Origin of the sequence: Pararhizobium sp. DWP1-1-3, from assembly GCF_049896125.1 — a bacterium.
Taxonomy (GTDB): Bacteria; Pseudomonadota; Alphaproteobacteria; order Rhizobiales; family Rhizobiaceae; genus Pararhizobium.
Genome location: NZ_JAFCTR010000003.1, coordinates 369,029 through 384,811 on the forward strand (window position 1 = coordinate 369,029; position 15,783 = coordinate 384,811).

Genomic DNA, 15,783 nt, shown 5'->3' on the forward strand with positions numbered 1-15,783 from the left:
AAATAGGGGGAAACGGGATGGGAAATTTTCTACTGCTTCACGGCACGATTGTCACAGTCGATCCGGAGCGTCGCATTATTGAAGACGGAGCGCTGGCCTTCGCAGGTGACAGAATTGTCGACATCGGCACAGCAGAGGCGCTTGAGCCCCGTCACACCGATAAGACAGTCATAGACTGCCGCGGCAAGCTGATCATCCCAGGGCTGATCGACGCCCATGGCCACGCGGGGCATGCCCTCATCCGCAGCGTTGCGGCCGACACCAATGCGATGTGGATGCGCGTGGTCACACCGACCTATTATCACTATGTTACCCGCGACTACTGGTATGCCGACGGCCTTGTCTCCGGCCTCGAACGGCTTCGTGCCGGCGTGACCACCGGTGCCAGCATCATCACATCGATGCCGCGCGCCGATGACCCGATCTTTGCCATCAACCATGCCCGCGCCTATAGCGAAATCGGACTGCGCGAGATCATCTGCGTCGGCCCTTCGGGTCTGCCCTGGCCACATCCGGTAACACGCTGGGAAAGCGGCAAGCCCGAACGCCGCCACATCGCTTTCGAAGAGATGATCGAGGGCAGCGAAGCCGTCATCGAGGCGTTGAACGGCAGCTCCGATGGCCGCATCAGTGTCTTCTTAACCCCTTTTACCATCGTTCCGTCGGTCGAGCCGTCGAACGCATCCTCACCGGATCAGGCGGTAAAGCTGACGGCAAATGACCGGTACCAGGCGCGCCGCGTGCGTGAAACCGCCCGCAAATGGGGTGTGCGCCTGCATTCCGATGCCTTTGCCGGACAGATCCGCATGGCCTATCAGGACAAGGAAAATGCACTGCTGGGACCTGACATTCACCTCCAGCATTGCTGGGGCATATCGCACGAGGAAATGGACATCCTGGCCGAAACCGGCACTCACGTCTCTCACGCGCCTCCCGGACGCTCGACGCCGATCATGGAAATGATGTCCAAGGGAATCCGGGTGGCAATCACCACCGATGGAGCCGCCCCCAACCGGCATTTCGACATGCTGCAGACCGCACGATTAGCGCAGTTTACCCAGCATCTCCTCCACAACCATGACCGCTACCTGCTGCCGCCAGGTAAGATCTTCGAGATGATCACCATCGATGCGGCCCGCGCCATCGGCATGGAGCATGAGATCGGATCCCTCGAAATCGGCAAGAAGGCAGATATGGCCATTATCGACATGCGCAAACCGCACCTGATGCCGATGTGGATGCCGGTCCACCGGCTCGTCCATCAGGTGTTGGGAAGCGATGTTGATACCGTCATCGTCGACGGCAAGGTCCTCATGAAAGACGGCAAGGTGCTGACAACCGACGTAAAGGCGGCGATCACCTTTGGACAGGAGGAGGCGCTGGCACTGGCCGCGCGTGCCGGGCTGCACGCCCATATGTACGAACCCGGCTGGGGAAAACTCCAGCGCACCTTCGACGAACCCGTCATTCCGCCCCAACCGCCAGAATGCTGAGGGAAAATGGATGCGGCGTCCGTATTTGCGCCCGACTTTAGTAGCCGGTTCACAACGGAGATCGCCACCGACCCTGCCTTGGTACCGACGTCGGACTTCCAAACGGCATGCAATGCCGACGCCGCCCTCCAATCCCGCCTTCAGCTTGAGGTTCTGTCCATCACAAACTGCGCCGGGAACACGGTGCCATGGTCATCTCTACCAAGGTAATATGTCATGACCAAGCCGCTTTAGATGGACACTTGCTCGCGCCGGTGAAGACATTATGGGCTGCACAAGCAGAACTTGGCGGTGTGCACGCGAATGGCGTTACGGATTTTACGCCGCCAGATGTTCAAACAGCCGCGCCACCGCCTCCGCACCCGGATCGATATGGCCCTTGAGTTGCTTTGCATTGATGTAAGCGGCACGGCCGGCCTTAGCCTTGACCATTGTTGCCGTAAGATTTGCACCAGCGCGTGCGGCCGCAGCCGCCGTTTTAATGCCTTTTTCAAGCGTATCGAGAGCCGGTGAAAGTGCATCCACCATCGTCCGGTCGCCGAGGTTGGCGCCGCCGATTTCCTGCATGCGGGCAAGCCCCGCCTTCAGGGAATCTGCCATCGGCAAACCGCTTGAGGCTGCGTCTCCTGCGGCTGCAAAGAAGATGGCAAGCAGGACACCGGACGATCCGCCCATTGTCTGGCTTAATTCCTGGCCGATGGCGCGATAAAGCTGGGTATGGTCTGAAAGCGGCAACCGGTCGATCGCATTGATGAGCGCACGCGCGGCACCTGCAAGCGTTGACCCAGTATCGCCATCGCCCGATTTGGCATCCAGTGCATTCAGGTCCTCTTCCGCAGCGATCAATACCTTGCAGCAATTGATGAGGAAGTCCCGCGTCTCCTGGTGATTGGACGGCTGCGGCGTGATGGGCGTCAAGCCGTCCGGTAGAACGTCAATCACGATGGGCTTGACGGCGGACAATCCGGGCCAGGCCGCGATCGAGACCGGGGAGCCCAACGACTGGATATCAGCTTCATCCGCCGGATAGAGGGAGATGGAAAAGCCCTGCATGTCGAGCGACGTCATCATCGGCGCCGGTCCGACAACATGGGAAATCCGGTTTCCGATCGACGAGGCTATCAGCTCGTGCGTAAGCACCGACATTTCAAGCGCCGAAGTACCGCCAAGATTGTTGATTAGCGCAACATGCGGCCGGTCCTCGATGGCGGCGGCCAATTTGCTCACCACGGCCTCCATTGCCGTTCTTGCGTCGAAGAACGCGATCTGATCAACACCGGCTTCGCCGTGGATGCCGAGCCCAAGCTCGGCCATGCCGGCGGGAATACGATCTTCCTTCGGCGATCCCGGAACCGTACAGGTATCGAGCGACATGCCGATGCTCTTTGCCCCGGCAATCACCCGCTTGGCGGCTGCCGTTACTGTTTCAAGATCGGCGCCAGCCTGCGCAAGCGCGCCCGCGATCTTGTGGACGAAGAGCGTTCCCGCCACGCCACGCGCTTGCGGCAGCTCTGGCAGAGCAACGTCATCGCCAACGATGACCATGTTAACATTGAGGCCAAAGGCACGCGCGCGCTCTGCCGCCAGGCCGAAGTTCAACCGGTCGCCGGTATAGTTCTTGACGATCAAAAGGCATCCGGCCGGACCTGTAACGGCCAGGATACCGGCGAGAACCGCATCGACACTCGGAGAGGCAAAGACGTCGCCGCACACCGCTGCAGTCAGCATTCCCTTACCGACGAAACCGGCGTGAGCCGGCTCATGGCCGGAGCCGCCGCCGGAAACCAGCGCCACCTGCGACTTGTCCCAATCGCTACGCAATACCACGCGAATATGCGGGTAGCCGTCAAGACGCACCAAAGAACCGCCGCTGATGGCCAGCAGGCCATCGATCGCTTCGGTGACCACGTTTTCCCGCTTGTTGATGAACTGTGCCATTTCTGCTCCCTTAACCTAAGCGCATGCCGTCCGCGTCAAAATAGAGCGGCTTGTCGGGCTGGATTTTGACGATGTCTCCGCTCTTCAGCCTGGTATGGGCGTCGGTTACGGTGACGATGTCGTTTTTCTTGAATTCCAAATGAAGACGCGTCTGATCACCGAGATGCTCGACACGTTTGACCAGTGCCTCCTGCCCCTCGCCTTGGGTGATATGTTCGGGGCGCATCCCAATGTTCACCGCCTTGGGCGGCGAGCCGGGAAAGGTATCGGCGGCGAGAACATTGATCCGAGGCTGACCAAGCCTTGTCGCGGTATAGAGGCTCACCGGCCGCTCATAGATTTCGCGCGGCGATCCGAACTGCACCAGCCTGCCCTCATGAAGGACGCCGATATGTGTCGCCATCGTCATCGCCTCGATCTGGTCATGGGTGACGTACAAGAGGGTGGCGCCGGAATTGGCCTGAATACTCTTCAATTCGATGCGCAGGTCGGCCCGCAGCTTGGCGTCGAGCGAGCTGAGCGGCTCGTCCATGAGGTAAATCTGCGGATTGCGCACCAAGGCCCTGCCGATCGAGACACGCTGCATCTCGCCGCCCGAAAGATTGGTGGCCTTATTGTCGAGCTTGTGGGAAATCTGGAGCATCTCCGCGACCGACGTCACCTTGCGGTCGATATCCGCCTTCGGCGTCCGCAGCAGTGGTGACTTCAGCGGGAATTCGAGATTCTGGCGCACGGTCAAATGCGGATACAGGGAGTATTGCTGAAACACCATCGCAACATTTCGCTCGGCAGGCGCAAGATCCCTGACAGAGCGGCCGGCGAAATAGATGTCGCCACTATCCGGCTTATCCAGTCCCGACACCATGCGCAGCGTCGTCGTCTTTCCCGCGCCGGTCGGCCCCAAGAGTACGACGAAGGAACCGCTCGGGATCGTCAGCGACAGGTTGTCGAGCGCAGCACGGCCGGCGAAGGTCTTCGTCACGTTTTCGAGGATGACGTCAACCATGGCGCAGGATTCCCTCATTGGCCTCAGACAGCATCGCCTGCCCCTTCACGCCATCGAAGATGGTCAGCGTCTGCGTATCGAATTCAAGCCCGATGGTTTCGCCAGTGTTCACCGATTGCTTGGCGGAAGTGCGTGCCTTGATCTCGCCGTTGGGCGTTGCAATTGTGACGATCTGCGTCGTGCCGAGATATTCCGTGGCGAGCACCCGTCCGCGATAGGTCGACGCATCGGAGAAGCGGATATGCTCGGGCCTGACACCCATTGTCAGCTTGCCGCTGGCACCCTGCCGCGACACAGGAACAGCAACCCGGTGTCCGGAAAGCTCGATAGCATCGCTTCCGATACCGATCATGCCGTCAAAATCGAAGAAATTCATTGCCGGGGAACCGATGAATTTGGCGACGAATTTGGTCGCCGGCCAATCATAGATGTCCTGTGGCTTTCCAAACTGTTCAACGACGCCATGGTTCATGACGACGATTTTGTCGCCCATCTGCATGGCTTCCAGCTGGTCATGGGTGACATAAACCGTTGTCGCACCAATGCGATCGTGGAGTGCGCGCAGTTCCTCGGCCATATGCTCGCGAAACTCCGCGTCAAGCGCACCCAAAGGCTCGTCCATGAAGAAGGCTTTCGGACGGCGCACGATGGCACGGCCGAGCGCGACGCGCTGCCGGTCACCGCCCGACAATCCCCCAACCGGGCGGTCGAGGATACCCTCGATCTTGAGGATGCGCGCCACCTCTTCCACCCGTACCCTCGCCTCGGCGCGAGGCATCCCTTGGCTGAGCAGTGGATAGGAAATATTCTTGCGCACGTTCATATGCGGGTAGAGGGCGAACATCTGGAAGACGAAGGCGATATCGCGCTGGCTCGCCGGCTTCATGCCGACTTCCTCTCCATCGATATAGATTTCACCGCTGGTCGGTAGTTCGAGGCCCGCCATCATGCGCAACGTCGTCGTCTTGCCGCAACCGGACGGTCCAAGCAGCATGAAGAACTCGCCGTCCTCCACGGTGAAAGATGAGGACTGGACGGCGGTGAATGCTCCGAACTCCTTACGCACATTCTGAATTCTGATCTGTGCCATGGTTACTCCGGAAAATGACTGACGATGATGAACATCACTGTGCCCACCAGGGTGACGATGAAGGATGCGGAGTACAGTGACAGGGAGAACGGCTGCATCAGCATGAAAACGCCGAGCGCGATGAGAATCGATGCGACCATCTCCCAGGCGCCGCGACGAAACCCACGCAGTCCCTTTACGAATTCCGTCATTTGCGGACTGCTCCAAAAGTTATGCCGCGCAGCAGATGCTTGCGAAGGACAATTGTAAAAATCATCACGGGCACGAGAAACAGCGTCGCGCCTGCGGCAACGGCCGGCCAATCCTGGCCGCCGACACCGATGATGGTGGGAATGAAAGGTGGTGCGGTCTGGGCGGTGCCTGAGGTCAAAAGAACCGCAAAGGCATATTCATTCCAGGCAAAGATCAGGCAGAAGATCGCTGTCGATGCGATGCCGGTCATCGCCTGCGGCAGCACGACCTTGTAAAACGCCTGGAAGCGCGTGTAGCCGTCGATCAGCGCCGCCTCTTCGTACTCGATTGGAATCTCGTCGATGAACCCCTTGAGGAGCCAGACCGCCAGTGAAAGGTTGACGGCCGTATAGAGCAGGATCATGCCGGCATGGGTGTCGTTGAGCCCGAGAGACCGGAACATCAAGAAGATCGGGATGGCAACGGCGATCGGCGGCATCATGCGCGTCGACAGGATGAAGAATAGCAGGTCGTCCTTGAGCGGGACTTTGAAACGGGAGAAGGCATAGGCTGCCGCCGTGCCAAGCACGATGCACAGAACGGTCGAGCCGAAACCGATGATCATGGAATTAGAAAACCGTTCCAGGAAGCGCGACGGTCCGGCTATGATGAAACCATCCTTGCGCACGATCCGGTCATACCAAGTGTTCGGCTCGCCGAGTTCCTTCAAGTCCTGCTCTGTCGCCCGGGTGCGGGTGGTGAACAGGTTGACATAGCCTTCCAGGGTCGGCTCGAAGAGGGTCTTGGGCGGATAGGCAATGGCATCCGACGGCGACTTGAAGCTCGTCGCGATGATCCACAGCAGCGGCAGGATCGTGATCAGGGCATAGATGACGACAAGCGTTCCGGCAGCCCATTTCTGACGAGCCGAAGGTTCTGTAGCGGAATAGCTGCTCATCTTTGTTTCACCTTGTTCAGGGCTTTGACATAGATCGAAGCGAGGCCGAAGACTGTTACGAAAAGGATCACCGCATAGGCCGACGCATATCCAGTGCGCCACTTCTCAAAGGCTTCCCGCTTGAGGTTGATGGACGTCAGTTCAGTGATTGACCCCGGCCCTCCCCCGGTCAGCTGAACCACGAGGTCGAACATCTTGAAGTTTTCGATGCCGCGGAAAAGCACCGCCAGCATCAGGAACGGCAACACCATCGGGATGGTAATTGTCCAAAACTGCCGCCATTTGCTGGCGCGGTCGCACTCGGCCGCTTCATAGATACTGCTGGGAATGGAACGCAGGCCCGCCAGGCAGATCAGCATGACGAACGGTGTCCACATCCACGTATCGACGATGATGATCGCCCAGGGCGCGAGGGAGACGTCGCCGATCATCGAGAAGGCGGAAGGATCCGTTCCGGTGAGGTAGCCGACCGCGTAGTTGAACAGGCCGATTTGCGGTTGGTAGAGGAATGTCCAGAAGTTCCCGACGACTGCCGGGCTCAACATCATCGGCAGGACGATAATCGTCGTCCACATGTCGTTGCCGCGGAATTTCTTGTTGATGAGGTAGGCGAGTGCGAAGCCGATCAGGACCTGGAGGACGATCGTCCAGATCAGGAAATGGGCCGTCGCCTGCATCGTCTGCCAGATATCCCCGTCGGTGAGGACGCTGATGTAATTTTTCAACCCGACGAACTGGACCTCGGCATTGGGGCGATTGACGCGGAAATTGGTAAAGCTCAGCCGTACTGTCCAGATCAAAGGGAAGATGTTGACGGCGAGCAGCAGAAAGATCGATGGCGCTACGAACAGCCAGGCGATCGCTCTGTCCGAAAGCCCTTGACTGCGCTTGGACACGACAGGCGACTTTTCGCCCACGGCCCGATCAGCCGGTGAATCGAGCATCTTATTCCCCTAAGTCAGAAGCAGCATAGTTCGCAGGACCGGCTGCTATCGGCCGGTCCTGCACAGACACCCCGCAGGGAGGTCACACGGCCAGTGTCTAGTATTTGCCTTCGTCTTCGAAGATCGTCTTCCAGTCGGCGGCAAGCCCGTCAAGCGCGTCCTTGGCCGTGCCTTGCCCGGCGACTACGTAGTTGTGGAAGCGTTTTTGCGATGCCTGCAGCAGCGAGGCATAGGACGGCTCGGCCCAGAAGTCCTTTACGATTGCCATGGAATCGAGGAAGGTCTGGGCGTAAGGCTGACTTTTGGCAAAGCCCGGATCCTCGACCACCGCACGCAAAGCCGAATAACCACCCAACTGCCACCATTTGGCCTGGACGTCAGGCTGGGCAAACCACTTGATGTATTCAAGGGCTGCATCCTGCTTTTCGGAAACGGCGACCACCGAAATGCCCTGGCCGCCGAGTTGGGCAAACTGCTTGCCATCCGGGCCTGCGGGATTGGGGAAATAGCCGGACTTGTCGCCGCCGACATTGGGGTCGGCATTGATGCCAGGCCAGGTAAAGGCAAAGTTCATCTGCAACGCTACCTGACCGGATTTATAGGCGTCGATGTTTTCTGACATATAGGCGTCGGACGAGCCTGGAGGAGCGCAGCAATTGTAGAGCTCCTTGTAGAATTCCAGGCCCTTTACCGATTTGTCGGAATTGACGTATCCTTCGAGTTCGTAAGGCTTGTCGGGGTTCTGGTATTCGAAACCATAGCTGTAGAGCACGTCCATCGCGCCCATGGTGATGCCTTCGGAGCCGCGCTCGGTATAGATCGCGGCGCCATAGACCGTCTTGCCGTCAATCACACGACCTTGGAAGAATTCCGCGATATGCTTCAGCTCTTCGAAGGTTTTCGGGACCGCGAGCTCGTGGCCATATTTCTGCTTGAACTCCGCCTTTAGCTCGGGCCGCGAGAACCAGTCCTTGCGGTAGCTCCAGCCGACGACATCACCGAAGGCGGGAAGCGCCCAATAGTTCGGTGTTCCCTTGGGCCATTCGGAATAGCCGGTAACCGTCGCCGGAATGAAATCGCTCATCTTGATGCCTTCTTTGTCAAAGAAGTCATTGAGCTTCACATATTGACCGTTTTCGGCGGCGCCGCCGATCCACTGGCTGTCACCGATCATCAGATCGCACAGCTTGCCGCCGGAATTCAGCTCGTTGAGCATGCGGTCTGCGAAGTTTGGCCAGGGCACGAATTCGAAACTCATTTTGTGGCCGGACTTGGCCTCAAAATCCTTGCTGAGCGAAACCAGGGCATTGGCCGGATCCCAAGCTGCCCAGCACAAAGTCAAATCTTCCGCCTGCGCCGAAGTTGTGGCTCCCAGTGACACAAGCCCGGTCACGACGCCTGCCGCAAATGCCGATTTCAGAAATGAACGTGGCATGAAATCTCCTCCCTAGTGACACTCCGACCTCCATCGGCACGTGCCTGAGCGCTCTTGACGAGCACGATGCAAAGGCCAGCCCTGCGACCAAACCTTCCCTCCAACACCAGCTTTGCGGCCAGTCGGCCCTCTTTGCCGCCGTCGTTGTCATGGTATAACTGAGGTGCGCACCTCAACGCAAGTCGATTTTGAGGTGCGCACTTCAATTTCTTGCTTTTTTGCGCGGACTGTTGGAAAACGAGATCGGTCAAAGCGTAAGAACGGAAGACACCAGATGATACGACCCACCGCGAAGGATCTGGCAGAAGCCGCCGGTGTCAGCCTGGCAACTGTCGACCGGGTATTGAACGACAGGCCGAATGTCAGTGCCAAGGCCGCGCGCAGGGTGCATGAGGCCATTGAAAAAATTGGCTTTGTCCGCAATCTTGCTGCGGTGGCTCTTGCCCGCAATAAAATCTACCGGTTTCGCTTCGTCTTACCGAGCAAGGGAGATCAGTATCTGCAGGAATTGCTGCACCGTGTCAGCGAAGCCCGCCGGACGCTCAAGTCCGATCTGACGGAAATTACCGTTGATCAGATTCCAACCGACGATCCCTACCAGCTGTCGCGGCATCTGGCGGCGATAGAAACCGATGAAGTGGATGGCGTCGCCGTCATGGCGCCGGAATCACCGCAGGTGCGCGACGCTTTGAGCCGTCTAATGACGCGGGGAATTCATCTTGTGCAGTTTCTGTCCGGCCAGGAAAAGTTGAAGACGGCCGATTTTGTCGGCGTCGACAATTTCGCTGCCGGGGCGACGGCCGGCCGGATCATCGGACGCTTCCTCGGCAACGAGCCCGGAAAGATCATGATTGTCGCCGAAACCATGGTGGCACGAGACAGCATCGAACGCCGTCGCGGTTTCGACAGCATCATTAACGAGCAGTTCCCGCACCTGCGCGCCTTGCCATCGCTTGAGACCTATGGTGACCAGGGCCGGGCTGCGGCAATCATTCAAAATGTCGTCGAACGCCATCACGACATCAGGGCTGCCTATGTGCTCAGTCCGGAAAGCCGGATTCCGGTCTCGGCCATCTCGCAACACGCCGACCTGCAAAAAGTCACTGTCGTCGTTCACGAACGCACACCTTTCAGCGAGGAAGCCCTGCGCACAGGCCGCATCGACGCCATCATTGCGCAGGACCCCGGCCATGCCGTGCGCAGCGCTGTCCGTATCATGCGCGCCCGCGCCGACCTGCGCGACCCGATTGCCGCCCAGGAAAAAATCAGGATCGAAGTCTTGCTGAAGGAGAACCTCTGAGATTGCCGTGCCGCTCACCGTTGAGCCGATTGTTACTGCCGGCGACGCCTGCCCCTGATTGCCGGCCGAATTCGCCTTTGTCCAAATGCGCTCCGAAAACCTCAAACTTCGCATCTCCAGTTCGGTCCTTGCGTTAATGGCTCTGCGTCCCGCACCAGACTGGCTGGCTCATTGCAGTCCCTGCGCTTGTTTCCGGGTGGTGTTGCACAAAATCGCCCAGTTTTGCGCACCATTCGAGAAGCGCGTCGCCCCTCACGCACCCACCGTCTTAAGCTTGTGCTCGGCCTGCAGCTCGCGCCGCTTGACCGCCTCGATGTCGCGGTAGCCGTCGGCCGGATGGGTCTTAGGCAGATAGGGGCCCTCCCCGAAGAGCTTTTCTCTCAGTGTTCCCGGCTTATAGACTGTCGGATATGCACCGCGCTTTTGCAGTTCCGGCACGATATGGCCGACGACATCCTCGAAGCTGTCCGGTGTCACAGCATAGGCGATGTTGAAGCCATCTACGCCGGTATCCTCGACCCATTCCTGCAAAATATCGGCAATCCGCTCAGGCGAGCCGACAAAGACGGGGCCCATGCCGCCGATACCGCCGAACTGCGCGAGTTCATCGATCGTCCACGATTTGTCACCGCCGGCAATGTGCTCGACGAAGGAATGAATCGCGTTTGTCTCGATCTTCTCCACTACATCCGTCGGCGCATACTGGCCAAAATCGATGCCGCTCCAGCCAGACATGAAGGTCAGCGAGCCATCATAGGAGACGTAGCTCTTGTATTCCTCGAACTTTCTCTGCGCCTTCTCTTCGGTGTCGTCGGTAATGATGGTAATTAGCGTGTAGATGAACACTTTGTTCGGATCGCGGCCCGCCTGAGCGATGCGTTCGCGAATGTCGGCGACATAGCCCTTGAGCACCGATTTCGTCGGGGCCGCGACGAAGATGCATTCGGCATGGCCAGCGGCGAAAGTCTTGCCCGGTCCCGACGCTCCGGCTTGATAGAGAACCGGTGTCCGCTGCGGTGAAGGCTCGCTGAGGTGATACCCGGGCACATCAAAATACTTGCCCTTGTGGCCGATCTCGTGAACCTTGGTCGGGTCTGTGAATATCCGCTTGTCCCGGTCGCGCAGAACCGCGCCTTCCTCCCAACTGCCTTCGAACAGCTTGTAGAGCACCTCAACATATTCGTTGGCGACCTCGTAGCGATTGTCATGGCCACGCAGCCCGCCTTGGCCGATATTCTTGGCGCCGCTCTCCAGGTAGGACGTCACGATGTTCCAGCCGACCCGGCCCTTGGTGTGGTGGTCGGCCGTCGCCAACCGGCGGGCGAAGGTGTAGGGGTGTTCGAACGATGTCGATGCCGTGATGCCGATACCGAGGTGCTCGGTGGCGAGCGCGATCGGTGCAGCGAGCTGCAGCGGATCGTTCACCGGAATCTGGGCCGCCTGGTGGATCGCGTGATAGTTCGAGCCCTTGTAGACATCGTAGTAGCCGATGACGTCGGCAATGAAGACACCATCAAAGATGCCGCGCTCAAGCGTGCGGGCCAGATCCTGCCAATAGTCGAGATCCTTGTATTTCCACGACTTGTCGCGCGGATGCGACCACAATCCCGGCGATTGGTGGCCAACGCAATTCATGTCGAAGGCGTTGAAGCGGATTTGACGGGCCATGGATATCTCCGGTTTCCAAAGGCAGCATTCGAATGCAGCCACAACCGGACAAAATAGCCACAAACGTCCATCAATACAGACAATCTATGTTTTTTATGCTCTAATAAGTGAAATCGATTTCCAGTTCACCCTGACCTCATTCAAAGCGGCAAGCTCAGGAGGCCGAGCCGCCGGCGCATCAGTGCTGTCGTGCCGCACAAACGATAAGAGGATGGCAAGCTTCAAGGCTCGCGAATGGCGGTGTCCAGCCCGCGCAGCAGGGGATACAGGAAATAGGAAATAACCGTACGGCTCCCGACCTTGAGCTCGGCCGTGACGGTCATGCCTGGCAAAAGCCGGACAGGTTCGCCGGGGGCCTGCAGAAGCGTGCTGGAAAGCAAGACCCGCGCTTTGAAAAATGTACCTGCAGGCTGGTCGGCGCCAGCTGCTTTTTCAGGCGGAGGGAAAGCATCGCGGCTGATGGTCCTGACCGTGCCTGTGACGGTACCGTATTTCTGGAATGGATAGGCATCCAGCTTGACCCGCGCCTCCTTGTCGACGGCGACCCGGCCGATATCCTGCGAACTGATAGAGACCTCCGCCTCGAGTGGAACGTTCAGTGGAACGAGCGTTACGATCGGTTCGGCTTCGCGCACTACGGAACCGACCGATCGTTGCGCAAGGTCCAGGACGACGGCGTCTTCAGGCGCCGTTAACGTGACCATGTTGCGGCGCAGTTCCATCTTCTTTAGTTCTTCGCCCACCGTATCGCGCTGGTTGCGCAATTCAACGAGCTTGTCCATCGATGCGCGCCGGAAGTCTTCAATGAACGCTTGCCGATCGGCTGTCAGCTTGGCCAGAGAATGCCCCGCCTCCGCAGCCTTGCCGTGCAGCGCGGAGATATCCGTATCGACATCAAGCCGGGCATCGCGCGATACGAGGAACGCCACGAGGGACCCTGTGTCGTTTTTGTAGAGCGTCTCGCGGGCGTTTTCGATCAGGATCAGGTTTTCGCGGCGGCTCGTAAGGACCGTCTCTTGGTTCTTACCGGCTTCAATCGCGGCAGCCTGCCCAGCGATTTGCTGATCGAAATTCTGCAATTGGGCGGTGTAGAAGGCGTGGCGCTGGGCAAAAAGCTGGACCTGCAGCTGTTCGTCAGGGGAGCCTCCAGCCAATTTCGCGTAGTCCGCATGGCCGATCTCGGCGGTGATCCGCTTGACCTGGGCATCAAGGGCCGCATATTGGGCACGCCGCTGATCGACGTCGGATTGGCTGAACGTTGCGTCCAGCGTTGCCAGCGTCTGACCCGCCTTGACGATCTCGCCGGTGGTGACATCGATCGTGCGGATGATCGAGGTTTCGAGCGGTTGAACGATGATGGTCGGACGGGTGGTAATCAACTTACCGGGCGCGATCACCACCTCGTCGATCTTGGAGACGGATGCCCAGGTGACGGCAGTGCAGATCAGCGCTGTGATGCCATAGAGCGTCATTCGAGCAATTTTCGGAGGGACGCGCTCCTCCAGTTCGACCGCGTCGGACTGGAACTCAGCGAAAGCGGGCGGCAGTGGCTGTTTGTTGACGATTTCCCTGCCCGGCTTTGGGACCGGAACAGGGAGATTCTCATGGAGCTTTTCCGGGCGCGCGTTCATGCGGATTGCCTTGTTTGCTGCGACCAAAGGTGGCGATAGGTTATGCAGCGAGAAACGAGTTGATCGTGGCGGCCGATATCGGCGATCTTCCCGCGATCGACCACCAGAATCGCATCGGCATCGACGAGCGTCGATAGGCGATGCGAGACGATGATCACGGTACGACCCTCGGCGATCTTGCTCAAATTCTGCCGCAATATCGCTTCGCTGTCTGGGTCTAGCGCGCTGGTCGCCTCGTCCAGGATCAGCAGTTTTGGATTGGTAATCAGTGCGCGGGCGATGGCCAAGCGCTGCTTTTGACCACCGGAAAGGTTCGAGGCATTTTCCTCCAACATGGATTCAAAGCCTCGCGGCAGCCGTTCGATGAATTCTTCGGCGCCGGCAATGCGCGCGACCTCGATGATCTCTTCGATGCTTGCATCGGGCTTGGCGGCGGCGATGTTTTCGCGAACAGATCCACGGAAAAGGAAATTGTCCTGTAGCACTACGCCGATGCTGGAGCGCAGATGGACCAGATCGATTTCCCGGCTGTCATAGCCGTCGATCCGGACCAACCCCTGCTGGTTCTGATACAGGCCCTGGATTAAGCGGGTGACGGTCGTTTTTCCGGATCCGCTTCTTCCAACGATGCCGAAGACCGAGCCGGCGGGAACCGTGAAAGACACGTCGTCAAGCGCCGGCGCGCCATCCGGCCCGTAGCGGAACGTCACCTTGTCAAACTCGATGCGGCCCTTCAGTTGGGGCCTGATCCCCCGGCCTCGCCCGAACTGTTCGGGGCGCTGATTCATGATTTCACCGAGCATGCGCACTGAGAGTGCCACTTCCTGATACTCGTGCACCATCGTGACGATCTGGACGAGCGGACCGGAAACCCGTCCGGCAAGCATGTTGAAGGCGACCAGCGCGCCGATCGTCATGGTGCCGCTGAACACGTCAAGCGCGCCAAGGCCGATGATGGCGACGCTCATCAATTTCTCCAGAAGCCCCGTCAGTGCCTGTGCGACGGTCGAAATCTTATCGACGCGAAAGCGCACGGAGATCGCCTGGGCGGAACGGTCATCCCACACCTGGCGCTGACGCGGTTCAAGCGCCAGAGACTTGACGGTGCGCATTCCGTGGACGGTTTCGACCAACAGCGCCTGCCGCTCGCCTTCGGCCTGGTAGAGAGCCTGGAGACGCCGCTGAAACGGTCCGACAAGCAACATGACCACAAGGCCGACAAGCGCAGCGAAACCCAGCACGACAAAGGTCAGCTTGACGCTGTAGAGAACCAGGATCGGTATGAAGACCAAAAGCGAAAGCGCGTCGAGAAGCGTTAGAAACAGGCGGCCCGTGAGAAATTCACGGATACGTCCCGTCTGTTGCATATGCTTCACCAGTACCCCGGCCGAGGCGTGCTCGAACAGCGCGATCGGAAGATTGAGGAGGTGGCCGAAGGTGCGTGTCGCGATCCTGATGTCGATCTTGTTGGTGGCATAAAGCAGCAGATAGCGGCGCAGGAAAGTGAAGGCTGCGTCGAAGACGAGAGCAATGGCGATGCCGATGGTCAGAACTGCAAGCGTCGCGTAGCTCTGATGGACGAGAACCTTGTCGATGACGAGTTGAAAAAAGATCGGTGTTGCAAGACCGAGCCCGTAAAGGACGAACGCGGCCAGCGCAACATCGCGAAGCAGGCTGCGCTGACGCACGATTTCCGGAACAAACCAGCGAAAGCCAAATGGCTGATCGGTGTCGGACAGACGATAGTTGCGTTTGACCAGAATTGCTGAGCCGCGCCAGTGTTTGAGAAATTGCTCCTGGTTCAGCAAGAGGAATTCCGGACGTTGTGCCAACGGGTCGAGAACACGGACCATCTCGTCCTCGCCGCTGCCCGTCGCGCCGGCGATAACGACCCAATTGCCGTTTTCTAGCTCGGCAAGCACCGGAAAGGCGTCGCCGAGTTGAAACAGCGACCGCCAGGTCATTTTGAGGTTTTTTGCTTTCAGCCCGGCATCTTTCGCCATCCGCAGGAGTTGCCGCATGGGCACCGCCTGTTCGCCGACGGCGTAGTCGTGCAGCAACCTTTCGGGTGAAAGATCGACCCCATGATGGCGGCCAACCAGTGCCAAGCACTGGAGATTTGTGTGCGCGAGTGTACTCATGGCCTCAC

General features: G+C 58.8%; 12 protein-coding genes. 2 read left to right on the top strand and 10 right to left on the bottom strand.

Annotated features, from left to right (window positions below; genetic code table 11):
- Nucleotides 1-17: 17 nt before the first annotated feature.
- Nucleotides 18-1,493, top strand: coding sequence for an amidohydrolase family protein (locus ACP7BS_RS09755; RefSeq protein ID WP_426237844.1), 1,476 nt, complete (start codon nt 18-20; stop codon nt 1,491-1,493).
- Nucleotides 1,494-1,811: 318 nt separating this feature from the next.
- On the opposite strand, the gene ACP7BS_RS09760 is transcribed toward ACP7BS_RS09755, so the two are convergent.
- The 7 genes from ACP7BS_RS09760 to ACP7BS_RS09790 form a co-directional block, all read right to left on the bottom strand.
- On the bottom strand, nt 1,812-3,431 hold the full coding sequence (locus ACP7BS_RS09760; protein ID WP_426230504.1) for a dihydroxyacetone kinase subunit DhaK: 1,620 nt from the start codon (nt 3,429-3,431) through the stop codon (nt 1,812-1,814).
- 10 nt (nt 3,432-3,441) lie between these two features.
- Nucleotides 3,442-4,437, bottom strand: a complete 996-nt coding sequence (locus ACP7BS_RS09765; protein WP_426237846.1) for an ABC transporter ATP-binding protein — start codon at nt 4,435-4,437, stop codon at nt 3,442-3,444.
- Complete coding sequence (locus ACP7BS_RS09770; protein WP_426237848.1) at nt 4,430-5,527, bottom strand: ABC transporter ATP-binding protein; 1,098 nt, start codon at nt 5,525-5,527, stop codon at nt 4,430-4,432. Before ACP7BS_RS09770 ends, ACP7BS_RS09765 begins: the two co-directional genes overlap by 8 nt.
- 2 nt (nt 5,528-5,529) lie before the next feature.
- Nucleotides 5,530-5,718 carry a hypothetical protein gene (locus ACP7BS_RS09775; RefSeq protein ID WP_426237849.1) on the bottom strand — a complete coding sequence of 63 codons (189 nt, stop codon included), beginning with the start codon at nt 5,716-5,718 and terminating at the stop codon, nt 5,530-5,532.
- On the bottom strand, nt 5,715-6,656 hold the full coding sequence (locus ACP7BS_RS09780; protein WP_426237850.1) for a carbohydrate ABC transporter permease: 942 nt from the start codon (nt 6,654-6,656) through the stop codon (nt 5,715-5,717). The genes ACP7BS_RS09775 and ACP7BS_RS09780 overlap by 4 nt, the downstream gene beginning before the upstream one ends.
- A complete protein-coding gene (locus tag ACP7BS_RS09785) occupies nt 6,653-7,600 on the bottom strand; it encodes a carbohydrate ABC transporter permease (RefSeq protein ID WP_426230509.1) in 948 nt (315 codons plus the stop codon). Before ACP7BS_RS09785 ends, ACP7BS_RS09780 begins: the two co-directional genes overlap by 4 nt.
- Nucleotides 7,601-7,697: 97 nt before the next feature.
- The gene (locus tag ACP7BS_RS09790; RefSeq protein ID WP_426237851.1) at nt 7,698-9,035 is read right to left on the bottom strand and encodes an ABC transporter substrate-binding protein; all 1,338 of its coding nucleotides are present in this window, start codon (nt 9,033-9,035) and stop codon (nt 7,698-7,700) included.
- Between the two features lie 277 nt (nt 9,036-9,312).
- On the opposite strand from ACP7BS_RS09790, the gene ACP7BS_RS09795 reads away from it, so the two are divergent.
- A complete protein-coding gene (locus ACP7BS_RS09795; RefSeq protein ID WP_426230760.1) occupies nt 9,313-10,335 on the top strand; it encodes a LacI family DNA-binding transcriptional regulator in 1,023 nt (340 codons plus the stop codon).
- A 252-nt stretch (nt 10,336-10,587) separates the two neighbouring features.
- Here the strand turns inward: ACP7BS_RS09795 and ACP7BS_RS09800 are convergent, their stop codons facing one another.
- The 3 genes from ACP7BS_RS09800 to ACP7BS_RS09810 all read right to left on the bottom strand — a co-directional run bounded on the left by ACP7BS_RS09800 (nt 10,588) and on the right by ACP7BS_RS09810 (nt 15,775).
- Nucleotides 10,588-12,003: an LLM class flavin-dependent oxidoreductase gene (locus ACP7BS_RS09800; RefSeq protein ID WP_426230511.1), complete on the bottom strand. Its 1,416-nt coding sequence runs from the start codon at nt 12,001-12,003 to the stop codon at nt 10,588-10,590.
- Between the two features lie 221 nt (nt 12,004-12,224).
- Nucleotides 12,225-13,634 (bottom strand): HlyD family type I secretion periplasmic adaptor subunit, encoded by a 1,410-nt coding sequence (locus tag ACP7BS_RS09805; RefSeq protein WP_426230512.1) that lies wholly within the window; start codon nt 13,632-13,634, stop codon nt 12,225-12,227.
- On the bottom strand, nt 13,631-15,775 hold the full coding sequence (locus ACP7BS_RS09810) for a peptidase domain-containing ABC transporter (protein ID WP_426230513.1): 2,145 nt from the start codon (nt 15,773-15,775) through the stop codon (nt 13,631-13,633). Before ACP7BS_RS09810 ends, ACP7BS_RS09805 begins: the two co-directional genes overlap by 4 nt.
- Nucleotides 15,776-15,783: the final 8 nt, after the last annotated feature.

Coding starts and splice junctions, on each gene's coding strand:
- ACP7BS_RS09785 (WP_426230509.1), bottom strand. CDS start 7,600: ATGCTCGATTCACCGGCTGATCGGGCCGTGGGCGAAAAGTCGCCTGTC.
- ACP7BS_RS09810 (WP_426230513.1), bottom strand. CDS start 15,775: ATGAGTACACTCGCGCACACAAATCTCCAGTGCTTGGCACTGGTTGGC.
- ACP7BS_RS09760 (WP_426230504.1), bottom strand. CDS start 3,431: ATGGCACAGTTCATCAACAAGCGGGAAAACGTGGTCACCGAAGCGATC.
- ACP7BS_RS09765 (WP_426237846.1), bottom strand. CDS start 4,437: ATGGTTGACGTCATCCTCGAAAACGTGACGAAGACCTTCGCCGGCCGT.
- ACP7BS_RS09790 (WP_426237851.1), bottom strand. CDS start 9,035: ATGCCACGTTCATTTCTGAAATCGGCATTTGCGGCAGGCGTCGTGACC.
- ACP7BS_RS09805 (WP_426230512.1), bottom strand. CDS start 13,634: ATGAACGCGCGCCCGGAAAAGCTCCATGAGAATCTCCCTGTTCCGGTC.
- ACP7BS_RS09780 (WP_426237850.1), bottom strand. CDS start 6,656: ATGAGCAGCTATTCCGCTACAGAACCTTCGGCTCGTCAGAAATGGGCT.
- ACP7BS_RS09800 (WP_426230511.1), bottom strand. CDS start 12,003: ATGGCCCGTCAAATCCGCTTCAACGCCTTCGACATGAATTGCGTTGGC.
- ACP7BS_RS09770 (WP_426237848.1), bottom strand. CDS start 5,527: ATGGCACAGATCAGAATTCAGAATGTGCGTAAGGAGTTCGGAGCATTC.
- ACP7BS_RS09775 (WP_426237849.1), bottom strand. CDS start 5,718: ATGACGGAATTCGTAAAGGGACTGCGTGGGTTTCGTCGCGGCGCCTGG.
- ACP7BS_RS09755 (WP_426237844.1), top strand. CDS start 18: ATGGGAAATTTTCTACTGCTTCACGGCACGATTGTCACAGTCGATCCG.